Annotated in this window: 19 protein-coding genes; 9 read left to right on the top strand and 10 right to left on the bottom strand. The window is 70.2% G+C overall.

Going from position 1 to position 20,523, the window contains the following annotated elements:
- Positions 1-119: 119 nt before the first annotated feature.
- The 4 genes from JI752_RS13735 (at position 120) to JI752_RS13720 (ending at position 4,202) form a co-directional block, all read left to right on the top strand.
- Complete coding sequence (locus JI752_RS13735) at positions 120-1,091, top strand: LysR substrate-binding domain-containing protein (RefSeq protein WP_216964999.1); 972 nt, start codon at positions 120-122, stop codon at positions 1,089-1,091.
- A gap of 76 nt (positions 1,092-1,167) precedes the next feature.
- Positions 1,168-2,019: a methyltransferase gene (locus tag JI752_RS13730; RefSeq protein WP_216964997.1), complete on the top strand. Its 852-nt coding sequence runs from the start codon at positions 1,168-1,170 to the stop codon at positions 2,017-2,019.
- A gap of 106 nt (positions 2,020-2,125) precedes the next feature.
- Positions 2,126-2,659 carry a pseudouridine synthase gene (locus JI752_RS13725; RefSeq protein WP_216964994.1) on the top strand — a complete coding sequence of 178 codons (534 nt, stop codon included), beginning with the start codon at positions 2,126-2,128 and terminating at the stop codon, positions 2,657-2,659.
- Between the two features lie 118 nt (positions 2,660-2,777).
- Positions 2,778-4,202 (top strand): nicotinate phosphoribosyltransferase, encoded by a 1,425-nt coding sequence (locus tag JI752_RS13720; protein WP_216965390.1) that lies wholly within the window; start codon positions 2,778-2,780, stop codon positions 4,200-4,202.
- 117 nt (positions 4,203-4,319) lie between these two features.
- Here the strand turns inward: JI752_RS13720 and JI752_RS13715 are convergent, their stop codons facing one another.
- Together JI752_RS13715 and JI752_RS13710 are read right to left on the bottom strand one after the other, a co-directional pair.
- Positions 4,320-5,297, bottom strand: a complete 978-nt coding sequence (locus tag JI752_RS13715; protein ID WP_216964993.1) for a DMT family transporter — start codon at positions 5,295-5,297, stop codon at positions 4,320-4,322.
- On the bottom strand, positions 5,294-6,247 hold the full coding sequence (locus JI752_RS13710; protein ID WP_216965388.1) for an aldo/keto reductase: 954 nt from the start codon (positions 6,245-6,247) through the stop codon (positions 5,294-5,296). The genes JI752_RS13715 and JI752_RS13710 overlap by 4 nt, the downstream gene beginning before the upstream one ends.
- A gap of 228 nt (positions 6,248-6,475) precedes the next feature.
- Here JI752_RS13710 and JI752_RS13705 point away from each other — a divergent pair, with 228 nt between their 5' ends.
- Positions 6,476-7,585 carry a hybrid sensor histidine kinase/response regulator gene (locus tag JI752_RS13705; protein WP_216964991.1) on the top strand — a complete coding sequence of 370 codons (1,110 nt, stop codon included), beginning with the start codon at positions 6,476-6,478 and terminating at the stop codon, positions 7,583-7,585.
- Between the two features lie 180 nt (positions 7,586-7,765).
- Here the strand turns inward: JI752_RS13705 and JI752_RS13700 are convergent, their stop codons facing one another.
- The gene (locus JI752_RS13700) at positions 7,766-8,176 is read right to left on the bottom strand and encodes a hypothetical protein (RefSeq protein ID WP_216964989.1); all 411 of its coding nucleotides are present in this window, start codon (positions 8,174-8,176) and stop codon (positions 7,766-7,768) included.
- A 105-nt stretch (positions 8,177-8,281) separates the two neighbouring features.
- Here JI752_RS13700 and JI752_RS13695 point away from each other — a divergent pair, with 105 nt between their 5' ends.
- Both JI752_RS13695 and JI752_RS13690 read left to right on the top strand, forming a co-directional pair.
- Positions 8,282-8,977 carry a Fe2+-dependent dioxygenase gene (locus tag JI752_RS13695; protein WP_216964986.1) on the top strand — a complete coding sequence of 232 codons (696 nt, stop codon included), beginning with the start codon at positions 8,282-8,284 and terminating at the stop codon, positions 8,975-8,977.
- A 109-nt stretch (positions 8,978-9,086) separates the two neighbouring features.
- Positions 9,087-9,974 carry a methyltransferase domain-containing protein gene (locus JI752_RS13690; protein WP_216964984.1) on the top strand — a complete coding sequence of 296 codons (888 nt, stop codon included), beginning with the start codon at positions 9,087-9,089 and terminating at the stop codon, positions 9,972-9,974.
- Here the strand turns inward: JI752_RS13690 and JI752_RS13685 are convergent.
- The 6 genes from JI752_RS13685 to hrpB form a co-directional block, all read right to left on the bottom strand.
- Positions 9,926-11,014: a saccharopine dehydrogenase NADP-binding domain-containing protein gene (locus JI752_RS13685; RefSeq protein ID WP_216964982.1), complete on the bottom strand. Its 1,089-nt coding sequence runs from the start codon at positions 11,012-11,014 to the stop codon at positions 9,926-9,928. The two genes, JI752_RS13690 and JI752_RS13685, sit on opposite strands and share 49 nt — an antisense overlap.
- Before the next feature lie 10 nt (positions 11,015-11,024).
- On the bottom strand, positions 11,025-11,915 hold the full coding sequence (locus tag JI752_RS13680; protein WP_216964980.1) for an alpha/beta hydrolase: 891 nt from the start codon (positions 11,913-11,915) through the stop codon (positions 11,025-11,027).
- The gene (locus JI752_RS13675; RefSeq protein WP_216964978.1) at positions 11,915-12,052 is read right to left on the bottom strand and encodes a hypothetical protein; all 138 of its coding nucleotides are present in this window, start codon (positions 12,050-12,052) and stop codon (positions 11,915-11,917) included. Before JI752_RS13675 ends, JI752_RS13680 begins: the two co-directional genes overlap by 1 nt.
- 96 nt (positions 12,053-12,148) lie before the next feature.
- Positions 12,149-12,985 (bottom strand): AraC family transcriptional regulator, encoded by an 837-nt coding sequence (locus JI752_RS13670; RefSeq protein WP_216964976.1) that lies wholly within the window; start codon positions 12,983-12,985, stop codon positions 12,149-12,151.
- Positions 12,986-13,134: 149 nt separating this feature from the next.
- Positions 13,135-14,127 carry a sulfotransferase gene (locus tag JI752_RS13665; RefSeq protein ID WP_216964975.1) on the bottom strand — a complete coding sequence of 331 codons (993 nt, stop codon included), beginning with the start codon at positions 14,125-14,127 and terminating at the stop codon, positions 13,135-13,137.
- Between the two features lie 284 nt (positions 14,128-14,411).
- The gene (hrpB, locus tag JI752_RS13660; protein ID WP_216964973.1) at positions 14,412-16,934 is read right to left on the bottom strand and encodes an ATP-dependent helicase HrpB; all 2,523 of its coding nucleotides are present in this window, start codon (positions 16,932-16,934) and stop codon (positions 14,412-14,414) included.
- A gap of 160 nt (positions 16,935-17,094) precedes the next feature.
- On the opposite strand from hrpB, the gene JI752_RS13655 reads away from it, so the two are divergent.
- Positions 17,095-17,892, top strand: a complete 798-nt coding sequence (locus JI752_RS13655) for a TatD family hydrolase (RefSeq protein WP_216964971.1) — start codon at positions 17,095-17,097, stop codon at positions 17,890-17,892.
- Between the two features lie 8 nt (positions 17,893-17,900).
- Here JI752_RS13655 and JI752_RS13650 read toward each other — a convergent pair whose 3' ends face one another.
- Entirely contained in the window at positions 17,901-18,221 is a 321-nt protein-coding gene (locus JI752_RS13650; protein ID WP_216964969.1) for a hypothetical protein, read from the bottom strand.
- Between the two features lie 215 nt (positions 18,222-18,436).
- Here JI752_RS13650 and JI752_RS13645 point away from each other — a divergent pair, with 215 nt between their 5' ends.
- Complete coding sequence (locus JI752_RS13645) at positions 18,437-20,398, top strand: winged helix-turn-helix domain-containing protein (protein ID WP_216964967.1); 1,962 nt, start codon at positions 18,437-18,439, stop codon at positions 20,396-20,398.
- Positions 20,399-20,523 lie beyond the last annotated feature (125 nt).

The following is a 20,523-nucleotide window of genomic DNA, read 5'->3' as shown; positions in this document are numbered from 1 at the left end:
CTTGATTGAGTTGCAAGATACGCCCGCGCCAGGGCCTGAAAAAGCGACGGTTCTGCAAGCCAGCGTTGAATCTGGCTCAAGGATTGAAGCCCCGCGCAGGGTTCCCGGGAGGAGGTCGAATGAGTCGTCCGCCGTTGCAGGCGTTGCTGGGATTCATCGCCGCCGCGCGCGCAGGGAACCTCACCCGCGCGGCCGAGTCGATGCACCTCACCGTCAGCGCTTTGAGCCATCAGATCCGTGCGATCGAGGAACGCCTCGACCGTCGTCTCTTCGTGCGCGGCGCGCGCGGCGTGAAACTCACCGAGCACGGCCAGGCGCTGTACGACCGCATCGCGCCGCACCTGGAGGCGATCGAACAGGCGCTCGCGCCGCGCCGCGTGCGCCGCGACGACGCGCTCACCCTCACGCTGATGCCTTCCTTCGCTTCCAGCTGGCTGGTGCCGCGCCTGCCGCGCTTCCTCGCCACGCATCCGCAGCTGGAGATCAGCCTGCAATCCAACGTCGATCCCATCGACTTCGCGCGCGAAACCGTCATCGACGCCGGCATCCGTTTCGGCCCGGGCAAGTGGCCGGGGCTGGAAGCGGTGCACCTGTTCGACGACTGGATGACCCCGACCGCGAGCCCGGCGCTGATCGAACGCCTCGGCCGCCCGACCCTGGCGAACCTGAGCGAGTTCCCGCTGCTCGGCGCGCCCGGCGGGCGCTGGAGCGAGTGGTTCGCGCGCTACGGCGGCACACCGCCGGCGCGGTTCGTGGCGATTTTCGACGACTCGGAAAACCTGCACCGTGCCGCCGCCGAAGGCATGGGCATCGTGCTCGGCCGCGTGACGCTGGCACGGCCGCTGGTGGAGGCCGGGCGGCTGGTGGAGCTGTTCGACGAGCGGCTGAAGACCGAGTTCGCCCACTACCTCGTGTACCCGTCGCGTTCGCGCGATCACCGCGGTCTGGCGTTGTTCCGCGACTGGCTCCTGGAAGAAGCCGCGCAATACGCGACCAGCGACGCGATGACGCCACGCGTCGCCAAGCCCGCGCGCAAACCGGCGTCGCGCAAGCCCGCCCCGCCCAAACGCCGCCCCCGTGCCGTCCGTTGATGGTGGCGGCCACGGCGTTGGCGGTAGTCTGGCGCCCCGTTCACCGGTCGCCCCCGTCCACCGCATGGAGATCCGCATGAAACGCCTGCTTCTCGCCGCACTCGTTCCCGCCCTGCTCGTCGCGCACGCCGGCATGGCCGCGCAGCCCAAAGCCAAGCCCGCAGCGAAGGCCGCCGCGAGCGCCGCCGTCGATCCGGCCCTGCAGGCCGCACTGGCCTCGACCACGCGCGATCCGAAGAACGTGCTGCGCGATCAGTACCGCCATCCGGCGCAGACGCTGAGCTTCTTCGGCGTGAAGCCGAACCAGACCGTCGTGGAGATCACCCCCGGCGGCGGCTGGTACACCGAAATCCTCGCGCCCTACCTGAAGGACAGCGGCCAGTACGTCGCGGCCATGTACGACCCCGCGATCCCGAACCAGCCGCAGTACCGCTACCGCCAGAGCAAGGCGATGGGCGAGCGCTTCGCCAACACGCAGGTGTACGGCAAACCGGAAGTCCGCAACTTCGATCCCAAGGCACCGAACTTCGGCCCGGCCGGTTCGGCCGATGTCGTGCTCACCTTCCGCAACGCCCACAACTGGGTCGACGACGGCACGGCGGACGCGTACTTCAAGGCGTTCTTCGACGTGCTCAAGCCGGGCGGCACGCTCGGCCTGGTCGACCACCGCGCCAAGCCGGGCACGGACCTGGAGAAGATGAAGACCTCCGGCTATCTCACCGAAGCATTGGTGATCGAACTGGCGCAGAAGGCCGGCTTCAAGCTCGACGCGAAGAGCGAGATCAACGCGAACCCGAAGGACACCGCCGACCATCCCAACGGCGTGTGGACGCTGCCGCCGACCAACCAGCACGACGCCAAGGACGATGCGAAGTACAAGGCGATCGGCGAGAGCGACCGGATGACGTTGCGGTTTGTGAAGCCGTAAAAACGGGATTCGGGATTCGGGAATGGGGATTCGCAAGAGCGGATCCCCCTCGCGGCAAGCCTGCTTTTACGAATCCCGAATCTCGATTCCCGAATCCCGGCTTTCCATGCTCATCGCCTTCAACAAACCCTACGGCGTGCTGTGCCAGTTCACCGACCGCAGCACGCCGCCGCGGCGCACGCTGGCCGAGTTCGGCCTGCCGCCGGATGTGTACGCGGCCGGTCGCCTCGACCACGACAGCGAGGGGCTGTTGCTGCTCACCGACGACGGCACGCTCGCGCATCGCCTGACCGACCCGCGCCACAAGCAGCCCAAGACTTATTGGGTGCAGGTGGAAGGCGAGCCGGACGAGACGAAGATCGACGCACTGCGGCACGGCGTGGTGCTCAACGATGGACCGACGCGCCCGGCGAAGGTGAAGCGCATCGAGCCTCCGGCGCTGTGGCCGCGCGATCCGCCGGTGCGCTTCCGCAAGACCGTGCCCGATGCGTGGCTGGAGATCGCCATCACCGAAGGCCGCAACCGACAGGTTCGACGCATGACCGCCGCCATCGGCCTGCCGACGCTGCGGCTGGTGCGCGTGGCGGTGGGTGCGCATCGGCTCGAGGGCCTCGCGCCGGGCGAGTGGCGCGCCGTGTAATGCAATGGCGCGGCCATGACGCCGCGCAGCGCACGATGCCGTCGCCGATCGTTGCGTCCGATCAAGCGCGCCCGTGGCGCCACCGGACACCATCGCCGCACCGCCCGGATACGACGCCATGGATTTCCTCGACAACCTGCTCCTCAACACCGACAGCTACAAAGCCAGCCATTGGCTGCAGTACCCGCCGGGCACGGACGCGACGTTCTTCTACGTCGAGTCGCGCGGCGGCCTGTACGACCGCACGGTGTTCTTCGGATTGCAGACGATCCTCAAGCAGTACCTGTCGCGGCGCATCACGCACGAGGACATCGACCAGGCGCGCGAGCTCTTCGCCGCGCACGGCGAGCCGTTCAACGAGGCCGGCTGGCGCGACATCGTGCAACGCCACGACGGCCGCCTGCCGCTGCGCATCCGCGCCGTTCCCGAAGGCACGGTGGTGCCCACGCACCAGGCGCTGGTAACGATCGAATCCACCGATCCGCACGCATGCTGGGTGCCCTCCTACGTCGAAACGCTGCTGCTGCGGCTGTGGTATCCGGTGACCGTGGCGACGACGAGCTGGCATGCGAAGCAGACGATCCGCCAGTTCCTGGAACGCACCAGCGACGATCCCGAAGGCCAGTTGCCGTACAAGCTGCACGACTTCGGCGCGCGCGGCGTGTCGAGTACGGAATCGGCGGCGATCGGCGGGCTCTCGCACCTGGTGAACTTCAGGGGCACCGACACGGTGTCCGGCCTGCTCGCGGCGCGTGCCTACTACCACGAACCGATGGCGGCCCATTCCATCCCCGCCGCCGAGCACAGCACGATCACCGCCTGGGGCCGCGAACGCGAGGTCGATGCCTACCGCAACATGCTGCGTCAGTTCGCGCGTCCGGGGGCGATCGTCGCGGTGGTCTCGGACAGCTACGACATCTACCGCGCCGTGTCCGAGCACTGGGGCCGCACGTTGCGCGATGAAGTCATCGCCTCCGGCGCGACGGTGGTGATCCGGCCCGATTCCGGCGATCCGGTCGAGGTGGTGCACCAGTGCCTGCTGCGGCTGGACGAGGCCTTCGGCCACGACGTGAATGCAAAGGGCTACCGCGTGCTGCGGCACGTGCGCGTGATCCAGGGCGACGGCATCAACCCGACCAGCATCCGCGCCATCCTCGAACGCGCCACGCGCGCCGGCTACGCCACCGACAACCTCGCCTTCGGCATGGGCGGCGCGCTGCTGCAACGGCTGGATCGCGACACGCAGAAGTTCGCGCTGAAGTGCTCCGCCGCGCGCGTGGACGGCCGGTGGATCGACGTCTACAAGGACCCTGTCACCGACAAGGGCAAGGCGAGCAAGCGCGGGCGCATGACGCTGGTGCGGCATGCCGGATCCGGTGAGTACCGCACGATCGCGCTGCCGGGCGAGGCCGTTTCGCTGGACGCCGCGCACGCGCCGCCCGGTTGCGAGGACGCGCTGGTCACCGTGTGGGAAGACGGCGAACTTCTGAGCGACTGGACGCTGGCCCAGGTACGCGAGCGCGCCGACGCCGAACGGCTTTAGGCCCCATCGTCGGCATCCCCGCGAAAGCGGGGATCCAGCGACTTCAGACGTTTGAAAGCGCAAGGCGCTGGATTCCCGCTTTCGCGGGAATGACGAAGAGCGTTGCCCCAAGCGCAATTAGCGCGAAGCCTGCGGACTCGACCGCGCCTCCTCCTCCACCGGCACCGGCACCGAGTTCGCCCCGCGCCGCGTCAGCAGCAGCACGCCGCCCACCACGACCGCCGTGCCGACCAACTGCACGGCCGTGATCGGCTCGCCCAGCAACCACGCGCCCAGGAACACCAGCGACACCGGCCCCAGCACCGACAGCTGCGCCGTCGTGCCCGCACCGAGCCGCGCCACCGCGCCCATCGTGAAGGTCACCGGCAGGAAGGTGCAGAAGAACGCGTTGATCGCGGCCAGTCCATACACCGTGGGCGTCAGTTCCAGCAGGTGCGAGGGATCGCGTGCGATGACGTAGTGGGTGAGCGTCGCCGCGGTCGACACGCACATCGCATACGCCACCAGGCGCAGCGAGCCGATGCGCGCGATGAGCTGGCCCGACATCGACAGGTACAGCGCGTAGCTCAGCGCCGCCAGCAGCACCAGGCCGCTGCCGAGCAGGATGTGCTCGCCTTCCACACGCAGGTTCTCGACGAACACCAGCGCCACGCCCGCGTAGCTCACCGCCAGCGCGATCCATTCGCGCCGCGCGACCTTTCGCTTGAACGCGAACACGCCGATCAGCAGCACGAAGGTGGGGTTGAGGAACAGGATCAGCCGCTCCAGCGAGACCGGCACGTACTCCAGGCCCCAGAAGTCGAACAGGCTCGACAGGTAATAGCCGAGCACGCCCAGGATGAGGATCAGGCCGAAATCCCGGCGCGTCATGCGCGCGTGACCGGGCCGGCGCGTCTCGCGGATGCCCAGCGCTACGAACAGCGGCAGCGAGAACAACATCCGCAGCGCCAGCACATCGAGGGCGTCGATGCCGTGCCGGTACTGGAACTTCGCCAGGATCGCCTTGGCGGAAAACAGGATCGCGCCGGTGGCGGCCATCGCCAGGCCGACGCGGCGCGCCGCGTGCGGGTGCGCGGTGGAGACGGTCGTGCTCATTCCGCGCTGCCCTCGTCCAGTTGCGCCAGCTGCGCGGCGCCCAGCGACAACCGCGCCGCGGCGAGCAACTCGTGCAGCTGCGCCACGCTGGTCGCGCTGGCGATCGGCGCCGCCACCGTCGGCTGCGCCATCAGCCACGCCAGGGCGACCTGCGCCGGCGTGGCGCGCAGGTCGGAGGCGACATCGTCCTGCGCCTGCAGGATGCGCAGTCCGCGCGGGTTGAGGTACTTGCCGATCGCGCCGGCACGGGCCGCGCTCTTGCCCAGGTCGGCCTCGCTGCGGTACTTGCCGGTGAGGAAACCGCTGGCCAGGCCGTAGTACGGGATCACCGCGACATCGCGCTCGCGCGCCAGCGGTTGCAGCGCGGCCTCGAAGCCGGCGCGGGCGTAGAGGTTGTACTCCGGCTGCAGGGTCTCAAAGCGCGGCAGGCCGTGGCGCTCCGCCACGTCCAGGGCCTCGCCCAGACGCGCGGCGGAGTAGTTGGACGCGCCGATCGCCCGCACCTTGCCCTGCTCGATCAAGCGGGCGAACGCTCCCAACGTGTCGGCCAGGGGCGTGGACGCGTCGTCCTCGTGGGCCTGGTAGAGGTCGATCACGTCGGTTTGCAGGCGCCGCAACGAACCCTCCACGGCCGCCTGGATCGTGTCCGGGGCGAGCCCGCGATGGCGCTCCCACTTGCCCAGCTTGGTCGCCACGATCACCTTCGCGCGCTTGCCGCTGCGGGCGAACCAGCGGCCCAGCAGCGTTTCCGACTCCCCGCCCTGGTGGCCGGGCACCCAGTACGAGTACGAATCGGCGGTGTCCACGAGGTCGAAACCGCTGTCGACGAAGGCGTCGAGCAGGGCGAAGGTGGTCGCCTCGTCGGCGCTCCAGCCGAACACGTTGCCGCCCAGGGCGAACGGAGCGACACGCAGGGAGGATCGGCCAAGGGGGCGACGATCGGGGCGCATGGGGGTCGGCACGCGAGTAGGGGGACACATGATGCGATGCGTTCTATGCGACGGGGCGGATGCGTTTGCAACGCCGTGTTGCCGATCCGGCCCATGGAGGGTCCGGGCGCGCTCAACCGCTCTTCCGGGGACGCCATGCACGCAATCGGCCGCCTTTCTGCTACCGTCTGCCTCAATGAAACCGCGGCGCGAAGGGGGGCTGCGCTGCCCCGGGGACAGGGACGCAGCATGGTCATAGCCGCAGGCAATTCGGGCCGGATCCTGGTCGTCGACGACCAGAACGTAAACCTGCGCGTGGTCGGCACGCTGCTGGCGCGTCAGGGTTACGAAGTCATTTCCGCCAGTTCCGGCGAAGAAGCCCTGCAGCGCTACATCGAAAGCCCGCCGGACCTGATCCTGCTCGACATGATGATGCCGGGCATGGACGGCTTCGATGTCATCGCCGCGCTGCACGAGTTGGGACCGCTGCAGGTGCCGGTGGTCTTCGTCACCGCCGCGCACGACCGCGACCTGCTGCTGCGCGCCTTCGACGCGGGCGTGGTCGATTACGTCACCAAGCCGTTCCTGCCGGAAGAACTGCTGGCGCGCGTGAACGCGCATGTCGGCCTCAAGCTCACGCGCGACCGCCTGGAACGCGTGGCGCGCGAGCGCGAAGAGCTGGTCAACCTGGTCGCGCACGATCTGAAGAACCCGCTGAGCAGCGTGGTCTTCGCCGCCGAACTGCTGCGCAGCGGCCTGTGCAAGTCCGAGCGCATTCCGCGCTACCTGCAGATGATCCACGAGAGCGCGGACGACGCACTGGGCTACATCCACCATTACCTGGAAAGCCAGTCCGATCCGCGTCCGGACGAAGCCGCCAGCGGTGGGCGCGCGGACCTGGGCGAAACGCTGGAATGGCTGCACAAGCGCTACGAGATGCAGCTGGAAGCGCGCGGCATCCGCGTCGAACTGCGCCCGCCGGCGGGGCTGGCGCAGGTGAACATCCACCCGCGCGTGCTGCGCCAGGTGGCGGAAAACCTGGTCACCAACGCGATGAAGTACGCGCCGGATTCGGAATTGCTGCTCACCGCGCGCACGGGCGCGCCGGGCTACTGGCAGCTGATCGTGGCCGACCGCGGCCCGGGCATTCCGCCCGAGCGTCAGAAGGAGCTGTTCATGCCCTTCGTGCGCCTGCACGACGACCCGCAATACAACGGGCTGTCGAACGGGCTCGGGCTGTCGCTGGCCAAGCGCATCATCGCGCGTGCCGGCGGCCAGCTCTGGTACGAACCGCGCCGCAACGGCGGTGCCCGCTTCATCATCGAGCTGCCGGAAGTGCCGTCGCCGACGACGGTGTGATCGCGGCCAACAGGCTGCCTCGCTTTAGTGCATGAAGCTGTCGTTCCCGCGAAGGCGGGAACCCGACTGTGCGTCAGTCACGGCCTCCGGCGAGCGGGGTTGCGTCGGAACGCGGGATCCCCGCCTTCGCGGGGATGACAGCTTTGGGTCCATTCGCCTGGCGTCATGGTTCCGCGCGATTCAATGCTCGACGTGCGACTCCCGCGTCGTCGCGTTGCGATGACGCGCCGCCGGCGCGCGACGGCCGCTGCCACGACGCGCTTCGACCCGGCGCGAACTGCCTTCGATCGCCTCCTGGCCATTCAGCTCTTCCTCGGCCCGGCGCGCACGACGCTTGGCGGCGTACCAGAGCAGCCCCGCGCCCGCGACGGCTGCCGCGACCAGCACCGGATTGCGCCGCACGAAGCCGCCCGCGACGCGCGCGCCCGTCTTGAGTGCGCCCAGCTTGGCGCCGGTTTCCAGCCATTGGCCGGCGTGCTGCGTTACCGAGGGAACCGTGTGGCGCAGGTTCTCGCCAACGTGGCGAAGGTTCTCGCCGACCAGCGAGGCCAGGTCGAGCGCGCGTTCGGGGAGCGAAGTCAGCTTCGTCATGGTGCCCATTCCATTTCGCGAAAAGCGGAGTGCAGTGTCGGCAAGCCATCGTTGAAGCGGTGTGAGCGCGGGGCCCGGTTGCCGGCCCCCGGCTGAATGCCGATCATGGCCGCACCCACACCGCGCGGCGCCGCCATGATCCGAGTCCTGCCCAACGTGCTCTCCGCCGCGGAATTGCAGACGGTGCGCGAGCTGCTGCCGCAGATCCGCTTCGGCGACGGGCGCATGACCAACCCCGACTCCACGATCAAGCAGAACCTGCAGGCGCCGCAGGACGATCCGGTCAACCAGCGCATCGCGCTGATGGCCCGCGACGCGCTCATGCGCGTGCCGGAGCTGCGCGTGTTCGCGCAGCCGCGCACGATGGCGCGCACCACCTGTGTGCGCTACGAGCCGGGCATGAACTACGGCTGGCACGTGGATGAAGCGCTGTTCCCATCCACGCCGCCGATCCGCAGCGACCTGTCGTGCACCGTGTTCCTCAATGATCCCTCCGAGTACGACGGCGGCGAGCTGACAATCCAGCTCGGCGCACAGGAGCTGTCGTACCGCCTGGATGCGGGCAGCGCGATCCTGTATCCCTCCACGACGATCCACCGCGTCACGCCGGTCACGCGCGGCGTGCGCATCGCGGCGATCACCTGGCTGCAAAGCTGGGTCGCCGACGCCGGCCGGCGCGAACTGCTGGTGCAGCTGGAGGAAGCGCGCGCCATCGCCTCCGGCGGCGGCGACCCAAAGCGCCTGCAGGTGCTGCTGGAATCGCTGCGGACGAACCTGTTCCGGATGTGGGCCGACACCTGAGGCGTGACGCGCGTCTTGTCCTGGCCTGCACAGGCGCCGGGATACTGTCGGCGGATCCCACCGGAATTCGCCGCCTATGCGCGCTGCCGCGTACCACTGCTCTGCCCACATGGACGAGGCGGACCTGGAGGCCACGCGGCCCGACTGTCCGATCTGCGGCTCGCGCAATCGCCGCAGCGTGCTGCCGTTGCAGGAAAGTCCCGACGTCGCCTTGATGCACTGCCTCGACTGCGAGGCGACATCGGCCTCCAGGATGCCGCGCCCCGACGTGCTGGACCGCTACTACGCCGGCTACTACGACAACGGCGAGGAAGGCGTCACCTTCGATCGGCCCACCCGCTTCGCGCGTCACGTGTACCGCCATGGCGGGCCGCACCTGGGTGCCCTGGAGGGACGTGCGCTGCGGATGGTGGACTTCGGTGGCGGTGACGGCACTCACTCGGCGCTGATCGCGCGCGAGCTCCTCGCGCACGGCGCGAGCAGCGTACGCATCGAACTGGTGGACCACTCACCGTCCACGGCGGATCCCGGCGATGCCCGCATCCAGTTCGAGCGCGTGGCAGACGTCGAACGCATTGCGCCGGGCATGGCCGACATCGTGCTGGCAAGCGCCGTCCTGGAACACATCCCCGAACCCCGACCGGTACTGCTGCACCTGCTTTCGGCGATGAAGCCCGGCGGCATCTTCTACGCGCGCACGCCGCACGTGGTGCCGCTGATGAAGCTGGCCCGCACGCTCGGCACCTCGCTTGATTTCACCTACCCCGGGCACGTGCACGACATGGGTGCGCGATTCTGGGACGGCGCGCTGGACCGGTTGGGCATGGCGCACGACTACCGCATCCTGCGTTCGGCGCCGTCGATCGTCGAAACCACGATCGACCGGCACTTCGCGCGCACCGTGCTGGCGTATGCATTGAAGTGGCCCGGGCGCCTGTTTCCGCACCATTACGGACTGGTGGGCGGCTGGGAAGTGTTCCTGCGACGCGAACACTGATCCGCACCGCCGTCCTCTTCGCGCCAGGCGAAGTGCTCCGGCGACAACGCGTCGAGGAAATCGCACGCATCGAACGCCTCGCCGGGCGACCACGCGCCCGCACCAGGCGCGTGTCCGGCGAGCACGCGCTCCAGCGCTTCCACGATCAACGGTGCGGTTACCGCATAGATGTCGCGCCCCTGCGCCACGCTTCGCCGGACCTGCGCGCCACGGCGCACACGCACGTCCAGCACGAAGCACTGCGCCGAGCGGCCGCGTTCGTCCGCCGCTTCCGGCGGCGGCGTGGACGGATCACGCAGGTCGCGTAGCGGGGCCAGGTTCATGTAGGCGTGCACGCGCGGACAGCGCACGTGGCGGGCGATGGCGACGATCTCCGACAGCGACAGCATCACCGCGTCCTGCGTTCCCAGCGGCGGCGGGTAGTCCCATTCGCGAACGGGCGGTGGATCGGGCAGCACCTGCAATTGCCCGCCTTCGACGATCCAACGCGGCCAGGTGTTGCGCTCTCCGGTGACGCGCGTGCCGGCGGTGGGATGCCAGCCGTCCAGGCCGACGGCGATGTCGATCGCATCGGCCTCGTCCCAATCGCCCATCGCGGCGGTCGCCAGCAGGTCCGCGAATGCGCCGTAGAACGCGACCGACGGCATCGCCACCACGCCCGCCGCGCGCGCGCGTTCGTTGTAGTGCGCGAACACGTCATGCGCGGCGCGCTGCTCCGCGCTGGTGTCGAAGTAGTGCGCGCCGGCACGCAGCGCCGCTTCGATCACCGGCACGGCGGTGTCCAGGAACGGCCCCGCGGCGTTGATCACGGCCACCGCTCCGGCAAACGCCGCGTCCAGTGCGTCCGCATCGTCCACGGCGGCCACGTGGCAACGCAGCCCAGGATGCGCGCGCGCCATTTCCGCCAGCCGTACCACGTCGCGGCCGCACAGCACGGGCGTGCGGCCGCGTCGCAGCAGTTCGGCGACGATGAAGCGTCCGGTGTGGCCGGTCGCGCCATACACGACGACCGGTCCGTTCACATTGCGCGCATCGTTCATCGCCGACACCTCACGCCGTGGCATCGGCAAGCGGCGCACGCGCCTGCACCGCCAGCAGGTGCGCGCGCAGTTCGCGGTTGAACTCTGCCGCGCGCTCTTCCGGGAAAAAGATCCGCGCACCTTCGAAGTCGATGCGGCGCGTCGTGCCCGGGATCGTGCGTTCCAGCCAGCCCGCCCACTCCAGCGGAAAGTAGACGTCGTCGGTGCCCCACACGATCAGTGTCGGCGCCTGCAACCTGCGCAGGCCGTCCTCGATGGCCAACGTGTGCCGACAATCGAACGCGTTGACGAAACGCTCCAGCTCGGCCAGTCGCCGTGGCGAACGCACGAACGGTTGAAGGTAGGTGTCGATCGTCGCATCGGTGACGAGGTCCGCGCGCTCGTAGGCCGGCGCGAGCGCGGCGCGGTACACGTCCTTGTCGTCCACCATCGCGCGCAGCGTGTCCGCAAGACCACCCGCCGCGACCATCGCCACGAACCCCTGGAACGCTTCCGGCGGCCAGTTGTCGTGCGCATCGCAGTTGGTCAGCGTGAGGCTGCGCAGCCGTTGCGGGTACAGCGCGGCGAAGATCTGGCAGATGCCGCCGCCGCTGTCGTTGCCGACTAGATCGACGCGATCGATGCCCAGCGCGTCGAGGAACTGCGCGAGCATGTGCGCGTTCGCGGTGACGGACACGTCCTGGCCGTCGGCGGCCTGCGTGTCGCCGTGCGCGAGCAGGTCGACCGCGATGCAGCGACGCACGTCGTTCAGTGCATCGAGCTGGTGCCGCCACAGATGGCCGTTGAGCAGCACGCCGTGGACGAACAATGCCACCGGGCCGCGTCCGTGTTCGATGTACGCAATGGTGCCCGACGGAGTCGCCACGCTGCGGCGCGCGGCGGGGAAGGTGGACGCGTTCATCAGCGGCTCCGCTCGGCTTCGCGCAGCTTCTGCGCGCATTCCTCGCAGCACACTTCCACGGCGCGCCCGCCGATGGTCACTTCCACGCGGTTCTCGTCCAGCGGGTAATCGCAGACGGCGCAGGTGTTCTCGCTCATGACACGCTCCTTTCAGGCCCGGCGATTCCGGGCAACGTCAGGAGACCATCTGCGCGCGTGGCGCGCTGTCGGATTCTTTAGCGATCGCGCGGCGCGTCAGGCGCTCTTGGCGAGCGCCGCGGTGCGAAACGCGCTCGGCGTGCGGCCGTAGGCCTGCTTGAACGCCGCGCTGAAATGGCTGTGGCTGGAGAAGCCCAGGTCCTGCGCCAGCGCCGACATGTCCTCGCATTGCGCCACGCGATCCAGCGCGCGCGCCAGCCGCAGCTGCAGGTGGTAGCGGTGCAGCGGCATGCCTTCGACCTGCGCGAAGGCCTGCGTGAGGTACACCGGCGAGCCGCCGATCTGCGCGGCGATGTCGGCCAGCTTCCATTGCCGGCCCAGGTCGCTGGCGAGCAATACCTTCACGCGATCCACCAATCGCCGCCGCGCCTGCGTGGCCGTGGTTTCGTGCGCCGTGCGCGGGCCGAGGCTGCGCGAAACCAGCGTCACCGCCAGCACTTCGGCTTCCAGCGGTTCGATGCCGCCGTGCCGCAGGCTGTGACGCAACAACGCGACCAGCGCCTGCGCGCGTGCATCGATGCGCAGCGATTGCAGTCGATACGAAGGCTCGTCGTGGCGCTGCATCAGACCGGAGGGCGAAAGCTCGCGCAGCAGTTCCGGCGCCACCGCGAGCACCAGGCTCGCATCGCCACCGTCCACCGGGTGACTGACCTGATAGCCCTGCCCCGCATTGAAGAACAGCACGTGGTTCGCATCGGCGACGGCCTGATCGGCGCCGACGTGGCGCGCGTACAGGCCGCGATACGGAAACACCAGGTGCGTCGCCGCCGCGCATTCCTCGGCGCTGCGATGACGGCAGGTGCCCGCGCAGAACACGTCCTTCACCTTGACGGTGCCGGTGTCCATGAGCGTGTGGACGGCGAAGTCGGACATGCGCGGCGCAGCTTAGCGCAGGGCCCGTGGCGCGGGCGCCGGGGCCGGATGAACACGGCGCATGGCGCCTCCAGGGTGGGTGACGGGGTCGGCATTGGTTACTCGCACATTATTGGAGCGCGCCGCCCGCCGCGACGCTGTCGGAATCTTTAGATCGCCGCCAGCGCCGCGACCCAGGCTTCCGCGTCGGCGATGTCGTCGGCGAAGGTCTGCATCGCCAGCGCCAGGTCGTGCGCGCGGTCGTCGCGTCCGTAACCGTGCGACTGGGCTTTGGAATAGCGACCCCACGCCGGCGACGCGACCGCCTCGTCCACGCGTTCCGTATCGAGGCCGAAGTGGACCGCGACACGATGCAGCTCGCGCTGCGGCGAGGCGAGCAGCGCCTCGAAGTCCATGCGGATCACGCGATCGCCGTCGTGCCCGCGCGCGATGGCGTCGAAGCGCATCTGCTCGGCCAGCCAGCCCATCGCACATTGCCGGTGCAGCGGGATCTGGTGCAGCGCGAGGTGGCGCGCGACGCCGTGGTACTGGAGGTAACGCAGGCGCTCGGCCGCGGCGCTGGCGGCATCGAACACCGACGCGGGCGATTTCAGCAGCGTGGCCAGGTACGCACGCAGCGGCATGTCCAGCAGCACCGCGCGCAGGCCGGGCTGGCCCTCCAGCAGCGGTGCGATCAGGCCGTTGCAGCTGCTGGTCGCCTTCACCACGCTGCGCGACTGCGGCGGCAATGCCTGCGACCAACGCGACCACAGCGCGTGCAGCGCCTGTTCGGCCTGCATCGGCGAGAGGCGCGAAACGGGTTCCTCCAGCGTCGGCCATGCCTCGGCGAGCGTGCGCAGCGGCAGCGGTTCGCGCAGTCCCTGCACCTGCGGCCAGGCTTCGAGCAGGCGGCTGAGCAGCGTGGAGCCGCAGTGGCCGATGTGGAAGATCGCGTGCGCCGGCGGCGACGCGGGCACGCGATGCGTGAGCAGCGCGTCGAGCGGGAGCCAGCCGCCCTCGGCGTTGGGCGGGATCGCGCGATCGTCGAGGAAGGCGGCCTCGCGCCGCTGCGCGGCATCGAAGCGCAGCCACAGCACGCGCCGGCCGACGAGGTCGAGCTTGAACGGCAGGAATTCGGGCTGGTCGAGCGGCGAGAGGGTCATGGCGCGAGTTTAGGCGCTGGGTCGCCGGTGCGGATGACGCGGTGAAGCCCCTCTCCCGCTCGCGGGAGAGGGGTTGGGCTGAGGGCAGCACAATGCCGTCATTCCCTCGGAGGCGGGGCTTTTGGGCTGCCGAACGGCAGCCCCATCCAAGGCAAACAGCCTCATGCCTTCCGTCGAGCGTGATCCGCCTGGGAGTTGGATCCCCGCCTTCGCGGGGATGACGTCTTGGGCGCGGCGAAGCTTGAGCGCCTGGGTCCCCGCCTTCGCCGGGATGACGGATCGCCCTACGTCCCGCGAGGCTTCGCCCGATGCGTCGCCGTCGCGCTCCACGGATCGTCGGGCCACGGATGCTTGGGGTAGCGGCCCTTCATTTCCTTCTTCACTTCAGGATACGTGCGGTCCCAGAAGCCCTTCAGGTCCTGCGTGATCTGCAACGGCTTGCCGCCGGGCGAGAGCAGGTGCAGCGTCAGCGGCACGCGGCCATCGGCGATGCGCGGCGTGTCGGCCAGGCCGAACAACTCCTGCAGCTTCACCGCCAGCACCGGCGCGACGGGCGCGTCGGCCTCGCCGTCGAACGCGTACTCGATGCCGCGTTCCATCCCCGACGGCACGACGATGCGCGTGGGCACGAGCGCGTCGATCTTCTGCCGCGTCGCCCAGGACGTGGCGGACTTCAGCGCCTCGCCGAAGGCCGCTTCGTCCAGCGCGTCCAGCCGCGTCTTGCCGGTGAGCGCGGGCTTGAGCCACTCGTCCAGCGATTCCAGCAGCGCGGCGTCGGACAGGTCGGGCAGGCCGTCGAGGTCCGGCATCCATGCGCGCAGACAGCGCACGCGCGCACGCCATTGCGATTGCGACGCCGTCCACGGCAGCGCGCGCAGGCCGAGCTGGCGCACCGCATCGACGAGCGCATCGGCGTAGCGCGCGGGGTCGGGTTTGGCGAGCGGCTTGCTCTCGATGACGATGCGGTCGAAGCGCGTTTCGCGCACCGCCGCGATGCCGCGCACGTTCGCGTCCCAGACCACGCGGTCCTGGGTGACGAAGCGCTGCGGGAAGTCGCGCTGCAAGCGCGCCTCGTCCAGCGGCGCGCCGCGCAGGATGCGTGCATCGCGCGGGTCGTCGCGCAGTTCGCTGATGGTGATCCAGCGCTCGCCGTACAAGGTGCTGTCGTCGAACAGCTTCGCGCTGCGGCCGTTGGCGAGCTGGTAGCGGTACGGATCGGACGGATGCTGACGCGCGATGCGGTCCGGGAAGGCGTGCAGCAGCACGTCGCCGAGCCGGTGCGCGGGCGCGTTGGTGGGCGGTGCGGCGTCCAGGCGCAGGCGGCGACGCCATTGCTTGGCGGCCTGGTCGAGCGCGGCGAGCGAGGAACGCGAGGCATCCGGTGCGACACGCCCCGCGCGGAAGGCCGCCAGCGCCTGCCAGCGTTCGGCCGCCGAGTCGCTGCGCTGCTTGCCCGGTAACGGCCGCAGCGGATCGCGCGCTTCCAGCAGCGCGGCGAGGTCGCAGGCCAGCGCCTGTTCGCTGCGGTCGTTCGGCGCGAGCAGCATCGCCGCCAGCCGCGGGTGCGTGCCGAGCGCGAGCATGCGCCGCCCCAGCGGCGTGATCGAGGCGCCGTCGAGCGCCCCCAACCGCTGCAGGAGTTCGCGCGCGGCGGCGAGCGCGCCCGGCGGCGGGGCATCGACGAAGCGCAGGTTCGCATCGCCCCAGGCGGCCAGTTCGAGCGCGAGGCCGGCGAGTTCGACCTGCGCCATCTCCGGACGGCGCTGCGGTTCCAAGCGCTGCGATTCCGGCCACAGCCGCCAGGCCCAACCGTCGGCGACGCGACCGGCGCGGCCGGCGCGCTGGTCGGCGGAGGCCTGCGCGATGTTCACCACGTCCAGCCGCGCGAAGCCGCTGTTGGGGTCGTAGCGCGGCTCGCGCGCCAGGCCCGAATCGATCACCACGCGCACGCCCGGCAGGGTCACGCTGGATTCGGCGACGTTGGTCGCCAGCACGATGCGGCGGCGGCCGTCGGGATCGGGCTGGAGCACGCGCGTCTGCTGTTCGACGGGAAGTTCGCCGTGGAGCGTGAGGATGTCGGCGGCGCCGGGAGACGCCCCCTGTTCCAGCGCGGCCTGCACGCGCGCGATCTCGCGCTGGCCCGGCAGGAAGACGAGCACGTCGCCGGGATGCTGCGCCAGCGCGTGCTCCACCGCGCGGCGCGCCTGGTGTTCCAGCGCTTCCTCGCGGCGCGCGGGGAAGTGCGCGATCGACACGGGGAAGCTGCGGCCGGCGCTGCTCAGGCGCGGGGCGTCGAGGAAGTCCGCCAGGCGTTCGCCGTCCAGCGTGGCCGACATCACCACGATGCGCAGGTCCTCGCGCAGTCCGGCCTGTACGTCCAGCGCGAGCGCGAGGCCGAGGTCGGCGGAGAGGTGGCGTTCGTGGAACTCGTCGAACAGCAGCGCGCCGACGCCTTCGAGCATCGGATCGTCCTGCAGCATGCGCGTGAGGATGCCCTCGGTGACGACTTCTATCCGCGTGGCGGCCGACACCTTGTTCTCGAAGCGGATGCGGTAGCCGACGGTGCCGCCGACCTCCTCGCCGCGCTGGCGCGCCATGAAGTGCGCGGCGGCGCGCGCGGCCACGCGGCGCGGTTCCAGCATCACGATCCTGCGGCCTTGCAGCCAGGGTTCGTCCAGCAGCGCCGGCGGCACCTGCGTGGTCTTGCCGGCGCCGGGCGGGGCTTCCAGGACCAGGCGCGGGTGTTCGGCCAGGCTGGCGCGGATGCGCGGCAGCAGCTCGTCGATGGGGAAGGCGGTGCGATTCACGCGCGCAAGGATACGGGACGGCTGCGGGCGATCCCTGCCCGTGGCGTTGCATGGCCGCGCTCGACGCCGACGGGGCTGGTTTGCGCGCCGTATCCCGTCAGGCCGAACGCGGCCATGCAACACCGCGGGTGCGCCGCGTCGCCGCCGTTAAACTGGGCGCATGGAATTGATCGACATCGGCGCCAACCTCACCCACGACTCCTTCGACCCCGACCGCGACGCGGTGCTGGCCCGCGCGCGCGAGGCCGGCGTGGCGCAGATGGTGATCACCGGCGCCAGCCGCGAGCACTCGCCGCAGGCGCTGAAGCTGGCCAGGCGGCATCCGGGCGAGCTGTTCGCCACCGCCGGCGTGCACCCGCACCACGCCACCGAGTACACCGCGCAGTGCGACGCGGAGATGCGCGAGCTGCACACGCATGCGGAGGTGGTCGCGGTGGGCGAATGCGGGCTGGACTACTTCCGCGACTTCTCGCCGCGCCCGGCGCAGCGCCGTGCGTTCGAGTTGCAGCTGCAGATCGCCGCCGAGACGGGCAAGCCGCTGTTCCTGCACCAGCGCGATGCGCACGCGGACTTCATGTCGATGATGCGCAACTTCGACGGCCGCCTCGGCCCGGCGGTGGTGCACTGCTTCACCGGCACGCGCGAGGAGATGTTCGACTGCCTCGACCGCGACTGGCACATCGGCATCACCGGCTGGCTCTGCGACGAACGCCGCGGCCAGCACCTGCGCGAGCTGGTGAAGCACATCCCGGCCGACCGGCTGATGATCGAGACCGACGCGCCCTACCTGCTGCCGCGCACGATCCGGCCGGCGCCGGCGCACCGCCGCAACGAGCCGATGTTCCTGGCGCACATCGTCGAGGAACTGGCCCGCGACCGCGGCGAGGACGTGGCGACCACCGCCGCTGCGACCACCGCGACGGCGCGGGCGTTCTTCCGCCTGCCGCCGCCGCGCTGAGGCGCCGATCACCTGCGCGCCACTTGGCGTGTGTCGGCTTCCACGTCCAGCACCAACCGCACCTTGTCGGCCGACTGGCAGGCGCGCTTGGCGTCGCCCATCAGGCGTGCGCGCACGGCGTAGGCCTGGCTGAAGTTGGCCACGCCGGTGAGGCGGGTGATGTCCTGCTGGCTCGGCAGCGCCGGGCGGGCGCAGTCGATTTCCAGCGTCACCGGGCCGGTCTCCTGGGCGGAGGCGGGGGCGGCTGCCAGCGCGGCGGCGAGCGCGAGGGCGGCGGCGGCCAGGGGAACGACGGCGGCGGGCCGGAACGAAAAGGACGAAGCGTTCATGGCGATCTCCTCGGGGGCGGCGCGGAAGGGCCGACCGTGGGGCCAGCGTCGCGCCCAGGCCGCGCCGGGTCTTGAGGGCGCGGTGAGGGCGGCATGGGGGCATCGCGAGGGATCCATCCCAAGCTTGGGAAAACCTTAGGCCGCGTCAGCGGGCAGGCCGCGTATCCGTAAATGGGCTCTTCCCCCGCGCGCCGATGACCTGCCCCGACCCGCCCGTGCTCGAATTCGACGACATCACCCTCGACCTCGCCGGCCGACGCCTGCTGCGCGCGGGCGAACTGCAGCCGCTGGAGCCCAAGGCCTTCGCCGTGCTGTGCCTGCTGGCGCGGGCGCCGGGGCAGGTGTTCTCGCGCGATGAGATCCTCGACGCGGTCTGGGGCCACCGCCACATCACCCCGGGCGTGCTCAACCGGATCATCACCCTGCTCCGCCACGCCCTGGGCGAGGACGCCCATCACCCGCGCTACCTGCACACGGTGCATGGCTACGGGTACCGGTTCGACCGCCCGCTGGCAGCCGCGACCCCGACAGCACCCGTAAGGGACGACCCGGCCGAAGCGATGGCCGACAGCGCCGACGCCTCGCGCGCACCCGGAGATGACGTGGGCGCGGCCGATGGAGCGCCGCCCGCCCGGCGTCGGGCATGGCTGTGGGCGCTTTCGGCGGTGCTGGCCCTGGCGGTCGGGGGCCTGGGATGGAGCTGGTGGGCGTCCCGCGACACGCCGCCGCCGCCCCCCGCCTCCGCCCCGGGCTCGGCCGCCGCACCGGTGCTTGCCGTCCTGCCGCTGCGCGCCCTGGGCGACGACCCGCGCAGCCAGGCCTTCGCCGACGGCCTGAGCGAGGAACTCGCCGGCCTGCTCGCCCACATCGATGGCCTGCGCGTGACCTCGCGCACCTCGGCCTTCCGCTTCCGCGACGCCGGACTGCCGGTGTCCGACATCGCCCGCCGCCTGCAAGCCACGCACGTTCTGGAAGGCAGCGTGCGCCAGGACGGCGAGCGCCTGCGCATCAACCTGCGGCTGATCGAGGCCGGTACCGATCGCACGCTCTGGGCGCAGGACTTCGACCGCGAGCTGCGCGACATCTTCGAACTCCAACGCAATATCGGCTATGCGATCGCCAACGCGTTGCAGCTCCAGCTCGGCCTGTCGCCGAGCAGCGCGGGCGCGAACGAGGATCCGGCGCTGTACCGCCAATACCTGCTGATCCGCTACAGCCAGCGCGGCGAGAAATCCACGACACCGGCGCTGATGACCGCCGAGAAGGAGCTGCGCGAGATGCTGCGCGAGCATCCGGATTACGCGCGTGCGTGGGGCGCGCTGGCGGCGATCCTGTCGCAGCGGGCCACGGCGCCGATGCCGGGTCGCGACGAACTGCGCGCACAGGCCGAGCAGGCCGCGGCGCGTGCGTTGCAGCTGGACCCGGACCAGTCGGATGCGCACACCGTGCTCGCCGAACGCGCCTGCCGCGCGCAGCGGTGGGACGAGTGCATGGCGCTGTCGCGGCGTTCGCTCGTGCTGGCGCCGTCGGACGTGGTCGTGCGCGGCACGCATGCCTGGCGGCTGGCGACGATGGGCTACATCGACGAGGCGCAGCGCGAGATCGACGCGGCGCTGGCGATCGCGCCGTTCGATCCGATCATCCATTTCTGGCGCGGCCGCGTGCTCGACACGTTGGGCCGGCATGAGGAAGCGCGCCGTCACCTCGTCCTCGGCGACCCGGGCCTGTCGGTCACCGGGCTGTTCTTCAACGCGGTTTGGCGCGGCGATTACGACGATGCCGAGCGCATTGCCTCGAGCCTGCCGGCCGACATGCCGTGGCGCGCATCGGAGCTGGCGGCGGTGGCGGCACTGCGCGACCCGTCGCGCTGGCCGGCGGTGCTGCCGCTGATCGAGCAGGCCGAGCGCGGATCGCAATACGGCCAGGTGCCCTACGACTTCACGCGCCTGCTGCTGCCGCGACGCGACTACGCACGCGATATCGCCGGGCTGGATGCGGTGCAGCGGTCGGGGTATGCGTCATACCAGTGGGTGTTCTGGCAACCCGAATCGCGCGAGCTGCGTCGCGACCCGGCCTTCGCGCAGTACCTGCAGCGCAGCGGTTTGCTGGCGTACTGGCGCGAGCATGGGTTTCCGGCGCAGTGCCGGGCGGAGGGGGATGGGGCGCGGTGTGATTGAGCGGTGAGCCGCTTGACCGTACGCCTACTCTCACCGTCCTCCCGGCGAAGGCCGGGACCCAGGCCCGTAACGTAGGAGCACTCCCTCTTCGGTGAACCACTCCACCGTCATTCCCGCGAAGGGGG

This window comes from Lysobacter sp. MMG2 (genome assembly GCF_016735495.2).
GTDB lineage: Bacteria > Pseudomonadota > Gammaproteobacteria > Xanthomonadales > Xanthomonadaceae > Lysobacter_J.
Note: the sequence above shows the minus strand (reverse complement) of the source record. Positions and strands in the feature narration are given on the sequence as shown.

Coding starts and splice junctions, on each gene's coding strand:
- JI752_RS13735 (WP_216964999.1), top strand. CDS start 120: ATGAGTCGTCCGCCGTTGCAGGCGTTGCTGGGATTCATCGCCGCCGCG.
- JI752_RS13730 (WP_216964997.1), top strand. CDS start 1,168: ATGAAACGCCTGCTTCTCGCCGCACTCGTTCCCGCCCTGCTCGTCGCG.
- JI752_RS13725 (WP_216964994.1), top strand. CDS start 2,126: ATGCTCATCGCCTTCAACAAACCCTACGGCGTGCTGTGCCAGTTCACC.
- JI752_RS13720 (WP_216965390.1), top strand. CDS start 2,778: ATGGATTTCCTCGACAACCTGCTCCTCAACACCGACAGCTACAAAGCC.
- JI752_RS13715 (WP_216964993.1), bottom strand. CDS start 5,297: ATGAGCACGACCGTCTCCACCGCGCACCCGCACGCGGCGCGCCGCGTC.
- JI752_RS13710 (WP_216965388.1), bottom strand. CDS start 6,247: ATGCGCCCCGATCGTCGCCCCCTTGGCCGATCCTCCCTGCGTGTCGCT.
- JI752_RS13705 (WP_216964991.1), top strand. CDS start 6,476: ATGGTCATAGCCGCAGGCAATTCGGGCCGGATCCTGGTCGTCGACGAC.
- JI752_RS13700 (WP_216964989.1), bottom strand. CDS start 8,176: ATGACGAAGCTGACTTCGCTCCCCGAACGCGCGCTCGACCTGGCCTCG.
- JI752_RS13695 (WP_216964986.1), top strand. CDS start 8,282: ATGGCCGCACCCACACCGCGCGGCGCCGCCATGATCCGAGTCCTGCCC.
- JI752_RS13690 (WP_216964984.1), top strand. CDS start 9,087: ATGGACGAGGCGGACCTGGAGGCCACGCGGCCCGACTGTCCGATCTGC.
- JI752_RS13685 (WP_216964982.1), bottom strand. CDS start 11,014: ATGAACGATGCGCGCAATGTGAACGGACCGGTCGTCGTGTATGGCGCG.
- JI752_RS13680 (WP_216964980.1), bottom strand. CDS start 11,915: ATGAACGCGTCCACCTTCCCCGCCGCGCGCCGCAGCGTGGCGACTCCG.
- JI752_RS13675 (WP_216964978.1), bottom strand. CDS start 12,052: ATGAGCGAGAACACCTGCGCCGTCTGCGATTACCCGCTGGACGAGAAC.
- JI752_RS13670 (WP_216964976.1), bottom strand. CDS start 12,985: ATGTCCGACTTCGCCGTCCACACGCTCATGGACACCGGCACCGTCAAG.
- JI752_RS13665 (WP_216964975.1), bottom strand. CDS start 14,127: ATGACCCTCTCGCCGCTCGACCAGCCCGAATTCCTGCCGTTCAAGCTC.
- JI752_RS13655 (WP_216964971.1), top strand. CDS start 17,095: ATGGAATTGATCGACATCGGCGCCAACCTCACCCACGACTCCTTCGAC.
- JI752_RS13650 (WP_216964969.1), bottom strand. CDS start 18,221: ATGAACGCTTCGTCCTTTTCGTTCCGGCCCGCCGCCGTCGTTCCCCTG.